Genomic DNA, 12,895 nt, shown 5'->3' on the forward strand with positions numbered 1-12,895 from the left:
ATTGCCATGAGCATCCGGCCCGGAGCGGCAGTGTTGAGATTGACTTGCTCATCGTCGCTCCTTAGAGTGCCGGCTCACTGAGCAAGGTGGGCTTCCACGGATGCCGGACATGCTGTCCGAATCGGGAAGTCATTAAATGGGAAGTCCGGTGCAAATCCGGCGCTGCCCCCGCAACGGTCAGGTCTTCATTGAAGCCAAGCCCGATACCAGCCTGCTGCAGTTGATGGTCATTAATGAATGAGCCGTCAAGTACGATGATGCGGAGGGCGTCGTCGGAGGCAGCTGCTTTTCTGCTTTCTGCATTTCCTTCCTGCATCTTTTCTTTGCCCAAAAGAATGGATGAATCGCAATTGAAATCCCTGTTTTTAACGCTGGCAGGACCAGCCCTGTTATTGGCTGGTACCGCGCTCGCTGATCAGACTGAATCAATCGTTGAGCACATGGTGGTTACCGGCGCCCGTTTGCCGCAGTCGCCGGAGCAAGTGCCTGCCGATATTCAGGTTATTGATGCCGAAATGATCGCCGACAGTGGTGCCCAAACGCTGGCCCAAGTGCTGAACGGTCTGGCCGGTATTCAGATCCAGGACAACATCGGCAATATGCGCCGCGGTGTCAGCATCAGCCTCCGCGGCTTTGGTGAGAATGGTGTCAACAACGTGTTGGTGTTGGTCAACGGCCACAAGTTGAATAACCCTTCATTGGCCGGCCCCGACTTGAGTGTCGTGCCGCTACGCGATATCGAGCGTATCGAGATTTTGCATGGCAGTGCCAGCAGCCTTTATGGCGACCAGGCCAGCGGCGGTGTGATCAATATCATCACGCGCCAGGTCAATGAGCAGGCTTTGCTGCTCAGCGCGGCACGTGGGTCTGATGATTTGGAACGCTATTACGCCAGTATCGATCAGCGCCTTGGCGAACAATTTGCTGTGCGCGCTGCGGTTGATGTCGAACACGCCGACAATTACCGCGATAACAATAACAGCGATCGCGAACGAGGCTTGCTGCATCTGAACTTTCACAACGGCTGGTTCAGCGGTTTTGCCGAATGGCAGCAGGATGACGACCGTTTGCGTCTACCCGGCGCTTTGAGTGAAAGTCAGATTCGTGATGACCGGCGCCAGGCCGGTACGCCCGGTCAATACAGCAATCGCGAAACAACACTGCAACGCCTTGCTGGTCGCTTTGTCATGAATGATCGTCAGCAATTGCATCTGGACTTGGCACAGCGCGAAGAAGAAGGTAGCGGAGAAATTTTCGGCAGTATGTTTACGACGTTGACGGAGGTTCGCACGCTGCAACCGAAATGGACCGGGCAGTGGCCGCTAACACACGGTGAGCTATTGTTGACCGCCGGCGCTGACATTGAGCGTACCGAATACCAATCCGACTACGGCTTCGGTGCGACGAGTTTTTCGCAGGATACCGATGATCTCTATGCCCAGATTTCGGCGCCATTGTCCAAGGATTTTCGTACCGTCATCGCCGGGCGCCGCAGTGAGTTCAGCCTGAGTGATCAGCAAGGTGGTCAGGCAATTGATGACCAGCTGTCGGTGTTTCGGTTGGGTTTCAATTATCAACTGGACGCTCACTGGCGCAGTTATCTGCGATTCGATCAGGGTTTTCGTTGGCCGAACGCCGACGAGAATGGCTTTATTCCCGCCAGTTTGACCTCACTGACACCGCAAGAATCGGAAACCGTGGATTTCGGAGTTGAGTATCAGCAGCAACACCTGAGGCTGACGCTGGGCTTGTTCAGCATGGATGTCGAAAACGAAATCGTTTTCGATCCATTGGCTGATGGCCCTTGGGGTCCGGGCACCGGTGCCAACATCAATCTGCCGGCATCAGAGCGACAGGGGGCCAATGTCTCTGTGCGGTGGCAAGCCACCGATGCACTGGATCTTCACTGGCATTATCGTCATACCGATGCCGAGCTCAGCAGTGCGCCGTTCGCCGGCAATGAGGTGCCCCTTGCGGCCGAGCGTGTCAGCAACGCCGTGATTCGCTATGCGTTCAGTGAGCAATGGTCGCTTTACGCCGACGCCGTTTATACCGGTCCACGCTACCGCGCTGGCGACAATAGCAACGTTTCGGAGCTGCTTGGCGGTTACACCGTTTTCAACGCGTCGCTGCGCTGGCAATTGCGTAACTGGCAGTGGCAGTTACGCGTCAACAATCTCAGTGACAAACGCTACAACGGCTACAGTGGTGGTTTGTCGCCATTTGCTTTTGCCTATCCGGCGGCGCTGGCGCAGTATGCACTCAGCGTAGAATATCGTCAGTAATTGTTGAAGGGTGCAGGGCATGAGCGAATCCGCCAACGACAAACATCAGCGCGTTATGAAAAAACTGAAGGCCGGTGTCGATCAGGCGATTGCCGATGCCCGCGATGAGCGCTCCGTAGTGGTGCTGTTGACCGGCGATGGCAAAGGCAAAAGCAGCTCGGCATTCGGCATGGTCATGCGTGCGCTCGGTTACGGCCAACGCGTCGCGGTGGTGCAGTTCATCAAAGGCCAACAATTGTCCGGCGAAGAGATTTATCTGCGAACGCAGCATCCGGAGCTGCCGTTCTATCAGATGGGCACCGGTTTCACCTGGGACACGCAGAACCCCGACAGCGATATCGCTGCGGCCGAGCGGACCTGGGCGGTTGCGCTTGAGCATTTGCAGAATCCTGAGCTGGATTTGCTGGTTCTCGATGAACTGACTTATATGCTCGGTTTTCGCTATCTCGATGAACAACTGGTGTTGAACGCCATTCGTGATCGCCGCCCGCAGCTTTCTGTTGTCGTTACCGGACGCGGCGGCGGCAGCGCGTTGCGCGAACTGGCAGATACCGTTGCCGAGATTCAGGACGTCAAGCACGCGTTTCGAAACGGGGTCATGGCCAGGAAAGGCGTAGATTACTGATGCGATTCAGCTTTCTTGCCCTTTTTCTGACCGCCGCAAGCGTTGCGCAAGCAGCGCCGCAGCGAGTGGTTTCGCTGTCGTTATGCATGGATGAGTACCTGCTGGCGCTGGCCGAACCGGAGCAGATCGCCGGCGTCAGTTTTCTCGCCCGTGACCGGCAATACAGCTATCACTGGCGGCAGGCACAACAGGTCAATGTGCATCACGGTCGGGTCGAGGAAATCATTGCACTGAACCCTGATTTGATTCTGGCTTCACGCCATGAAACGGGCGCGACACAGCGCTTGTTACAACGACTCGATTATCCGGTGGCAGTGTTTGATAGCCCGCAACGCTTTGCAGAAATCGAAAAGCTGGTTTTACAGCTTGGTCAACGCCTACAAAGACAAGCGCGCGCGCAGCAGTTGTTGATGGCTATGCGCGAACAGCTCGACATGCCGACACCGGCAACGCAAAAAAAATTACTGGCGGTCAATTACGCGCCCAATAGTTACGTGCCGGGTCAGCAATCCATCAAACACGAAGTGATGCAGCGCGCCGGTCTGCTGCCAATCGCCGAGCCGCTGCAATGGCAGTTTGATGGTGAGTTGCCATTGGAAGCGTTATTACAACATCAGCCGGATGTTCTGATTCTGGAAACCACGGATCAGCGCCAGGATGCTTTGGCGCATCGTCAATTGCAGCATCCGGCGCTGCGCGAATACCGGCGCCACACCATCAATATTGAAATCCCGACCTCACTCTGGCTTTGCGCGCAACCGGCAACGGCAAAAGCAGTTGTATTGTTAAACGAGGCAATACGATGAAGATCGGGTCGTTGTATGGCGCGTTGTTCGCGGTGTTATTGCTGCTCAGTGTTTGGCATTTGACGACCGGCACCATACCGCTCGATTGGTCATTGCTGTTTTACAACGATGGCAATGAAGCAACGCTGCAACAGATTGTTTTTCATGAAATCCGTTTGCCACGCACGCTGCTGGCCGCCAGTGTTGGTGCAGTGCTCGGCATCAGCGGCGCGGCAATGCAGGGCTTGCTGCGCAATCCATTGGCTGAACCGGGTTTGCTCGGTGTCAGCAGTGCCGCGGCATTGGGTGCCGTGCTGTCGATTTATTACGGCGGCACGCTTTCACATCCATTGGTGTTTTTGAGCACAGCGATTATCGGTGCCGCGTCAGCGGTATTGCTGATGCAAGTGCTGGCCGGTCGTGATGCCTCAACGAGCACAGTGATTCTTGCTGGCGTTGCAGTGGGCGCCGTTGCGTCATCGGGCATTGCACTGGCACTTAATTTTGCGCCGAACCCATACGCCACCGCCGAAATTGTCTACTGGCTGCTGGGTTCGTTTGCCAATCGAACAATGGATGAGTGGTGGCTGGCCATGCCGTGCATGCTCGTTGGCAGCGTCTTGTTGTGGTCACGAGCGCCATTCTTGCGAGCGCTGACACTCGGTGAACGCACCGCTCAGAGCCTTGGTTTTGCCATTGGCCATGAACGCCTGTTGATGGTGCTGGCGATTGCGATTTCCGTCGGTGCCGCGGTGGCGGTCAGTGGCGCCATTGGTTTTATCGGATTATTGGTTCCACATTTAATGCGGCCATTGGTTGCTCATGATCCGGGTCGTTTGTTGCCGGTGTCAGCGTTGACGGGTGCGGCGCTAATGGTGGCAATCGACATTGCCGTGCAGGTGTTGGCGCCGGGGCGAGAATTGAAACTCGGTGTGCTGACGGCGCTGCTCGGTGCGCCGTTTTTCTTTTATTTGGTGATCAGGGAGCGACGCGCGTTATGGTGAAGCTCATCGCCAACAATGTGTCCGTTGCTTATCGCCAGCAGGCGGTGCTTCATGATGTTTCGTTATCGGTCAGTGGTGGCGAACTCATTGGCCTGCTTGGTCCCAATGGTGCCGGTAAAAGCACACTGCTGAATTCGCTGGGCGGATTACAGGTGTTCAGCGAAGGCGACATACGGCTTAACGATCAGAGCCTTCTTGATTACTCGCCACGACAACGCGCCCGGTTGCTGAGCTATCTGCCGCAGTCGGCACAGGCATATTGGCCGATGCCGGTACGGGAACTGGTGCGTCTAGGCCGACTACCGCATCGACAATGGCGATTCCGCTCCGAAGAGGACCACCGTTTGGTTGAGCAAGCGCTGCACGATACGGACTTGCTGGCGCTGGCCGAGCGCCCCTTTACTGAGCTGTCCGGCGGCGAACAGATGCGGGTGATGCTGGCCCGGATGCTGGCGACCGATGCACCGCTGTGGCTGGCCGATGAGCCGGTGGCGATGCTGGACTGGTTCCATCAATGGCAGGCGATGAGTGTGTTTCAGCGCCATACCTGGCAGGGCGGGGCGGTCATGGTCGCGCTGCACGACATCAACCTGGCGGCGCATTTCTGCACTCGTTTGGTATTGCTTAAGGGGGGTCGGGTGATCGCCGATGGTTCGGTCGAGCAGGTGTTGACCGGTGAACGATTCGCCGATGTCTATCGAATGCAGGTCAGCATCCTGAAACATCCCGCTGGATTGACCGTGCTGCCGGAACGCATGCTTTGATGCCTCCGCGGCTTTCGCAGCGGATGACATAAGAAAAAGGCATATTTCACTCTCAAATCCACCTTAAATACATTCCGTAAGTTTATGAAAATAAAGGCTGTTTATCTTATTTCTCTGTCGTAGCCCGAACCTTTAACCGCATTCCCGAATTGTTCTCGTATAAATGTCTTGACGTTTAGATGGCCAAATACTATTGTTTGCCAAATAGACGGCTAAACATCTAAATGGAGAACGACATGAGCGTTGCCCACGTACTCGGCTATCCACGGATTGGCGCGAAACGGGAATTGAAATTTGCCCTGGAAAAATACTGGCGTGGTGAGCTCAGTGAAAACGATTTGCAGGCCGTGGCAGCGGCGTTGCGCAAGTCACATTGGCAAGCGCAAAAGGATGCAGGTCTTGATTACGTTACCGTCGGCGATTTTTCTTTTTATGATCAAGTGCTGGACACCACACAATGGTTAGGTGCGTTACCTGAGCGTTGCATCGATCAAGGCAGCAGTGCGCTCGATAATTATTTCCGTGCAGCCCGCGGTGCAGCGCCAACCGGCAAAGCGACCACGGCTAGCGAGTTGACCAAATGGTTCGATACCAATTATCACTATCTGGTGCCTGAACTGCATGCCGATCAATCGTTCCATCTTCAGGCTGAGCAGCTGCTTGGCCAAATCAATGAGGCCCTGGCGCAGGGCCACAAGGTCAAGCCGGTTATTCTCGGACCGATCAGCTATTTGTACCTGGCAAAAACCACTGACAACAGCGACAAGCTGGCGCTGCTCGGAAAGCTGATTCCGGTATACCGCCAACTGCTGCAAGCGATCGAGCAGACGGGTTGCAAATGGATTCAAATCGACGAGCCGGCGCTGGTATTCGAGCTCGATAACCGTTGGCAGGAAGCGTTCCGGATTACCTATAAGCATCTGCAGGATTACCAGATCCGTATTTTGCTGGCGACCTACTTTGATCGCGTCGATCATCATCTGCCGCTGTTGCAGTCAGTGGCGGTGGACGGCTTGCACGTCGATGCCGTACGTGGCGCAGACACCGTGCAGCAAATTATTGATGCCTGGCCAAAAGAGCGGGTGCTGTCGCTCGGCGTCATCGATGGTCGCAATATCTGGCGCAATGATTTGCGTGCCTCGCTGCAAGTGCTGAAAACCGCACAGCAGAAATTCAATGGCAGGCTTTGGGTGTCAGCATCGAGTTCGCTGCAGCATGTGCCGGTCGATTTGACACACGAACAAAAATTGCCGAGTGAGCAGAGGCAGTGGTTGGCATTCGCTCGTCAAAAGCTTGATGAAATCGTTACGCTGAGCAGGGCGCTCGCCGAAGGTGTGGAAGCGGTCGAATCACAACTGAGCGAAAGTGATCAAGTGATTGCCTCCCGTCGTCATTCGCCGCAAACCCATCGAGCCGCAGTTCGTGCCCGTCACGCGGCGGTCAATGAGAATGATGCCAAACGTCATTTGCCTTATAACAAACGTGCAGCCTTGCAACGCGCGGCGCTGGAGTTACCGGCATTTCCCACGACGACCATCGGCTCATTTCCGCAAACACCGGAAATTCGTGCACTACGTGCAGGCTGGAAAAAAGGCCAGATCAGTGAGCAGGAATATCGGCAGGGCATACGCGCCCAGATCGCCGATCATATTCAACGCCAGGAAGCGCTGGGGCTCGATGTGTTGGTACACGGCGAAGCCGAGCGCAATGACATGGTCGAGTATTTCGGCGAACAACTCGAAGGCTTTTTGTTCACGGAAAACGGTTGGGTGCAAAGCTATGGTTCGCGCTGCGTCAAGCCACCGGTCATTTTTGGCGACGTCGAACGTAAGGCCTCGATTACCGTTGATTGGGCCGTGTACGCGCAATCGTTGACGGAAAAGCCGGTAAAAGGCATGTTGACCGGTCCGGTAACGATTCTTTGCTGGTCATTCAATCGCGACGATTTGTCACGTCAGGCACAGTGCGAGCAAATAGCGCTGGCGCTGCGCGATGAAGTGCTCGATTTGGAAAAAGCTGGCATCACGATTATCCAGATCGATGAACCGGCGATTCGCGAAGGCTTGCCACTGCGCAAAGGCGAGCAGGGTGCTTATCTCGATTGGGCCGTCAACGCGTTCAAGTTGGCTACCTCCGGCGTTGCTGACACCACGCAAATCCATACCCATATGTGTTACTCGGAATTCAACGAGATTATCGACTCGATTGCCGCACTCGATGCCGACGTCATCACCATCGAGACTTCGCGTTCGCATATGGAGTTGCTGCAGGCATTCCGTGATTTTGCTTACCCGAACGAAATCGGCCCTGGCGTTTACGACATTCATTCGCCGGTAGTACCGACAACCGAGCAAATCGAAGTGTTATTGGAAAAGGCCTTGCAACATATTCCACAAGAACGGCTGTGGGTGAACCCCGATTGCGGTTTGAAAACGCGCGCCTGGCCGGAAACCGAGCGAGCATTGCAGGCGATGGTGCAGGCAGCAAAACGCTTGCGTGCAAAGCATCAACCGGCGGCGGTGGCCTGAACAACCTTGGGGAGAAACATCATGGGCTTGACGGCCGCGCGGTTGTTGGAAACGCTGAATCGCCAGTGGGAGAAAGTGGAAGATCGTTTGAACGTATCGTTCGAATTTTTTCCGCCGAATTCGCCAGAGATGGCCGATACGCTGTGGCAATCGGTCGTCAAGCTCGCCAAGTTCAAACCACAGTTTGTGTCAGTGACTTATGGCGCCAACCGCTCAACCCGTGATCGGACGCATGCGGTCATTGAGCGCTTGGTACAGGAAACCGATTTAACGCCGGTGCCGCATCTGACCTGCATCGATGCCAGTCGTGAGGAAATTGCTGACATCGTCAGCCGCTATCGTCAGCTAGGCGTCAATCATATCGTTGCGCTGCGTGGTGACTTGCCGGCGAGTGCAACACAGACGGGTGGTGATTTTCAGTACGCTTCCGATCTGGTGGCTTTCCTCCGGCAGCAAGGCGTTGAGAAAATTTCCGTTGCCGCCTATCCCGAAGTGCATCCGGAAGCGCGCAGTGCCCGTCATGATTTGGATAACCTGAAACGCAAAGTTGACGCGGGCGCCACCGACATCATCACCCAATTCTTTTTCGACAACTGCGCGTTTTTGCGTTTTCGTGACCGTTGTCGTTCGGCAGGCATTGAGTTGCCGATCACGCCGGGAATTCTGCCGGTCAGCAATTACCGGCAGGTTGAGCGCTTTGCCTCCGGCTGCGGCACGCGAGTGCCGAGCTGGATGGGGCATCTATACGAAGGCTTGGATGATGATCCGGAGACGCGGCGCCTGATCGGCGCCAGTCTGGCGTTGGAACAGGTCAAGTTGCTAATCAATGAAGGTGTTGCCGATTTTCATTTCTATACGCTGAACCGAGCTGAGCTCTCTTACGCGATTTGCCATGCGCTGCGCCTTGTAGGCTTGCCCGGTCGACATGCTGCCCCCCAGTTGGCCTCGGTCTGAGGTTTGTTTTTGGCGAAAACACCGGTAGACTGCCGGCCTTCGCTGAGCCAGAACCTGTTACCGCTGTGCCGCTGATTGATTTTATCCTTCATATTGACGCCCACCTGCTGGCGATGACCCAGCAATATGGCGTCTGGATCTATGCCATTCTGTTCGCGATTGTGTTCGCCGAAACCGGTTTGGTCGTTACGCCATTTCTGCCAGGTGATTCTTTGTTGTTCGCCGTTGGTGCCATTGCCGCGCTCGGTGGTTTGGACCCGTGGTTGGCCGGCGGTTTGATCGCGCTGGCGGCATTTCTTGGCGACAACACCAATTACTTTTTCGGTCGCTGGATGGGGCCGCGCGTCTTTCGCGAAGACTCGCGTTGGCTGAATCGTGCCTATTTGGTCAAAACCCAGGCCTATTATGATCGCTGGGGCCCGCAAACCGTCATCATCGCGCGCTTTTTGCCGATCATTCGCACCTTTGCGCCATTCGTAGCCGGTGTCGGCAATATGCCGTATCGTCGCTTTATCGGTTTCAGTTCGCTTGGTTCGTTGCTGTGGGTGCCATCCTTTATCGGCTTGGGTTATCTGTTCGGCAATATGCCGGCCGTGAAAAAACATTTTTCGCTGGTAGTGTTGGCGATCATCGTGATCTCCGTTATGCCGGCGGTCATCGCTGTACTCAATGAATGGAACAAGAAACGACGAGCCGCCCAAATCAGCGAAGGATAGGCGTCAAGCCTTAAAGCTGTGGTAGGCTTGCTGCAGAACGTTCCCGAACAACAATAGCTGAAGATGAATACGGGTAACAGGCAAGGCCGATTGACAATAGTGGGCGCAGGATTGCAGCCCGGACAAATGACGCTGGAAGCGGAGAGTCATATTCGTGCCGCCGACGTCGTATTGCTGATTTTACCCACCGCGCTTGCTGCTCATCATGTCATCAGTCTGAATGACAACTTCATCAACCTGCTCGATCTCTACGAAAACCGTACCCGCCCTGAAACCTATAAAGCGATGGCTGAGGCGATTGTCGAGCAGGTACATCAGGGTCGTAACACCTGTGTAGTGGCATACGGTCATCCTGGCGTGTTCGTGACGCCAACTCATGCGGTCATGCGCCAATTACAAGAACAAGGCTATTCGGTACGCATGTTGCCGGGCATCTCCGCCGAAGCCTGTCTCATTGCAGATCTCGGTGTCGACCCGGCTGAACACGGCTGGCAGAGTTTCGAGGCCACCTCATTTCTCTTCACCCAGCAATCCGTTGCGCCAACGGCAGCGTTGATTCTTTGGCAGGTCGGTTTGACCGGTGAAGTGTCGCTGAAACGATTTGTGCCGGGTGAGCGCGGCATTGATGCGCTGATCACCTGCCTGCAGCAATGGTACCCAGCCGATCATCGTGTCTGCGTTTACGAAGCGCCGATATCGCCGCTGGAACAAGCCCGTAAGGAGTGGGTGGCTCTGGATGAGCTGAATACCGTCCAATTCAAAGAGTACAGTACGCTCTATGTCCCGCCCGTTCATCGTGCGACCTTGATCGATTCGCGTCTGGAATGGTTGGCATTGAATAAATCCGATTTAAAAGGGTTTGAGGCGGTGCCGGCAGCACCGCTTTCACCGTGGCAAAACAACAACTGAAGTAGGGGAGAACAAAATGTCCAAAGCATTGGCAGATATGACGGTTCGTTTGGCGCTTGATGCTAAATTTCTGGCGGAGTGGAATAAAGGTGCCACCGCTAAAGAACGTGACGACAACCGCACGGCGATTATGAAAAAGCTGGGATTAACCGAGCGGGATATCAAAGCCGTTCTGAATCATGATAATGACCATATTAATGCGGCGTTGAGTAAGGGCGTGAAAATGCGTGTCGAGAGCTGGATAAACTCGACCAACTCAATAATTAAAATTAACGCAATCGACTAAGCTTGGAGTGGCCAGGTGAAAAGCGTTCAGTTTCTGCTAATGCTGGTAGTCTGGATTGGCGCCGTATCAGCGAAGGCTGATGCGGACGTTGATCAACGCAAGGCATTGGATCTTTATCAGCAAGTACTGGAACGCTCTTTCTCTGCACCTACAGAGACGATTGCCAATGCAAGCGAATTTTACGCTTTGGAGCATGTGCTTTCAGATCAGGATATGAAAGCAATGGTCCGTAGCGAAGAAGCATACGCATGGTTTATCGCCGGAAAAACCATGGAGGCGCTCGACAAAGCACAGAAAGCCCTTCACTACGCTGAGCAACAACAAAGTATGCGAGCGATGGCTAGAGCTCGAATGGTAATTGGCAATTGCTTCTACATTTTTTCCGTTAATGACAAAGCGCTTGAAAATTACTTGATGGCCGAAACGTTGTTTCATAGTTTGGATGACAAGGCAGGTCTGTTAAAAGTTTACAACAATATTGGTAATGTTTTTAGAGCAATTCAAAGCGCCGATCGTAGTTTAGAGTACTACAACAAGCTTCGGGACTTGGCTGAGCAATTGGATGACCCCATAACGGTCGCTAACGCGTATCAAGGACTCGGGAATGCCTACGTATTGGCTGGATCTTCGCAAATGGCGGAAGATTCTTGGCTCAAAGCTGAGCATATCTATCTTCAACATGCTGAACATCCCGATGTGCTTTCCTATCGGGTTCTGCTTTATGGCTCAATGACCGAACATTTCATTGAAAAAAATAACTACGAAAAAGCACTTGAGATTAGCGCCCAACGACTCAGTCTGACTGAACAAGACGAAGTGAAGGTTTGGCAAGGAGAGGCGTTGCGCATTCATGGAAGAATTTTGATGCTGCGTGGCGATTATCAAGGCGCAAAATTGCATCTGAATCGAGCGGAATACCTTGCTGGCTTAGTCAACAACCCATCCCTGGGATTGGTGTATCGCGATCAGTCACAACTGCTTCGCCAAGAGGGGCAATACAAAAAAGCACTGGAGTACGCCGAAAAACATCGGCAATTTGCCGAAACAAGCTACTCCCATGCAGCAGCGATGCGAACGAGCATAATAGAAGCTGCATTTCAGAGTGAAAAGAAACAGCGTGAAATCGACAACCTAGCTGCGCAAAACGAAATCCAGAAAATGCAGGTTGAGCAGCACAAGTACATGGTGTTACTGTCAATCGGTGTTGCGTTTGTTATTCTCGGGTTGATGGCATTTTGGTTTTACCGTGCCAGAGCCAATGCCCGTCTGAAAGAGCAGCGTCAACTTAACGCTAAATTGATGGAGCTGGATAAGGTTAAAACCAGGATTTTAGCCAATACTTCACACGAACTGCGCACGCCATTGAACGGTATTGTTGGATTGTCAGAGTTACTGTTGTTGGCTGAGCTGTCTGAAGACGAGAGACATCATGTGCAGATGATCGCTGACTGTGGACGAAGTTTATCGGCGGTCGTCGATGATCTGTTGACCTATGCCTCGCTGCCTGAGCGTTCAACGCCGGAGCGCTGTGAAGTGTTAGCCCTGCGGCCGTTGGTTGAGGAGTTGGCGACATTGCATGGTTCTGGCATTCAGCGTCACGGCGTTCGATTTATCAATCAAATTCATGACGATGTTCCAAAGGTGCTGGCGACACCGTACCGGGTCAAACAAATACTGACTAATTTAATTGGCAATGCTATGAAATTCACAACGGCGGGCAGCATTCATTTATCAGCTGAGCAGCAAGGTGACTTTCTGAAAGTGAGTGTCAAAGATACTGGTATCGGAATTCCTTCCGATAAACTTGAAGTCATTTTTGAAGCGTTTGCTCAGGTGGACAACTCGGCTAGTCGCAGTTATCCCGGGGTTGGTCTAGGGTTGACGATAGTCAAGGAGTTGGTTGAGCGCCACGGCGGCAAAATTGGCGTTGAGTCAGAATTGGGTATTGGCAGCATTTTTTGGTTTACCTTGCCACTCGCCAAACAGCAAGCGTACGCCGAGCCGGTTTCGGTACCGGCTCGGGTTTAATAATGGAATCC

General features: G+C 53.7%; 11 protein-coding genes and 1 riboswitch. All 11 genes read left to right on the forward strand.

From position 1 onward, the window contains the following. Positions 1–91: 91 nt before the first annotated feature. Positions 92–229: riboswitch (cobalamin riboswitch) on the forward strand. Between the two features lie 121 nt (positions 230–350). Next, on the forward strand, positions 351–2,285 hold the full coding sequence (locus E2H98_RS18580) for a TonB-dependent receptor (RefSeq protein ID WP_162848135.1): 1,935 nt from the start codon (positions 351–353) through the stop codon (positions 2,283–2,285). Between the two features lie 19 nt (positions 2,286–2,304). After that, complete coding sequence (gene cobO, locus E2H98_RS18585) at positions 2,305–2,910, forward strand: cob(I)yrinic acid a,c-diamide adenosyltransferase (RefSeq protein ID WP_133587273.1); 606 nt, start codon at positions 2,305–2,307, stop codon at positions 2,908–2,910. Then, on the forward strand, positions 2,910–3,716 hold the full coding sequence (locus E2H98_RS18590) for an ABC transporter substrate-binding protein (RefSeq protein WP_133587275.1): 807 nt from the start codon (positions 2,910–2,912) through the stop codon (positions 3,714–3,716). The genes cobO and E2H98_RS18590 overlap by 1 nt, the downstream gene beginning before the upstream one ends. Next, entirely contained in the window at positions 3,713–4,699 is a 987-nt protein-coding gene (locus E2H98_RS18595) for a FecCD family ABC transporter permease (RefSeq protein WP_133587277.1), read from the forward strand. The genes E2H98_RS18590 and E2H98_RS18595 overlap by 4 nt, the downstream gene beginning before the upstream one ends. Next, positions 4,693–5,463 carry an ABC transporter ATP-binding protein gene (locus tag E2H98_RS18600; RefSeq protein WP_133587279.1) on the forward strand — a complete coding sequence of 257 codons (771 nt, stop codon included), beginning with the start codon at positions 4,693–4,695 and terminating at the stop codon, positions 5,461–5,463. Before E2H98_RS18595 ends, E2H98_RS18600 begins: the two co-directional genes overlap by 7 nt. Before the next feature lie 236 nt (positions 5,464–5,699). Then, entirely contained in the window at positions 5,700–7,991 is a 2,292-nt protein-coding gene (metE, locus tag E2H98_RS18605; protein ID WP_133587281.1) for a 5-methyltetrahydropteroyltriglutamate--homocysteine S-methyltransferase, read from the forward strand. Positions 7,992–8,012: 21 nt separating this feature from the next. After that, entirely contained in the window at positions 8,013–8,945 is a 933-nt protein-coding gene (gene metF, locus E2H98_RS18610; protein WP_133587283.1) for a methylenetetrahydrofolate reductase, read from the forward strand. A 65-nt stretch (positions 8,946–9,010) separates the two neighbouring features. Next, the gene (locus E2H98_RS18615) at positions 9,011–9,661 is read left to right on the forward strand and encodes a DedA family protein (RefSeq protein WP_133587285.1); all 651 of its coding nucleotides are present in this window, start codon (positions 9,011–9,013) and stop codon (positions 9,659–9,661) included. Between the two features lie 63 nt (positions 9,662–9,724). Continuing rightward, entirely contained in the window at positions 9,725–10,570 is an 846-nt protein-coding gene (locus E2H98_RS18620; RefSeq protein WP_133587287.1) for an SAM-dependent methyltransferase, read from the forward strand. A 16-nt stretch (positions 10,571–10,586) separates the two neighbouring features. Beyond that, positions 10,587–10,856 carry a hypothetical protein gene (locus E2H98_RS18625; protein WP_133587289.1) on the forward strand — a complete coding sequence of 90 codons (270 nt, stop codon included), beginning with the start codon at positions 10,587–10,589 and terminating at the stop codon, positions 10,854–10,856. A gap of 15 nt (positions 10,857–10,871) precedes the next feature. Next, positions 10,872–12,884 carry an ATP-binding protein gene (locus E2H98_RS18630; protein ID WP_133587291.1) on the forward strand — a complete coding sequence of 671 codons (2,013 nt, stop codon included), beginning with the start codon at positions 10,872–10,874 and terminating at the stop codon, positions 12,882–12,884. Positions 12,885–12,895: the final 11 nt, after the last annotated feature.

It is taken from the genome of Permianibacter aggregans (genome assembly GCF_009756665.1).
GTDB classification, from domain to species: domain Bacteria; phylum Pseudomonadota; class Gammaproteobacteria; order Enterobacterales; family Permianibacteraceae; genus Permianibacter; species Permianibacter aggregans.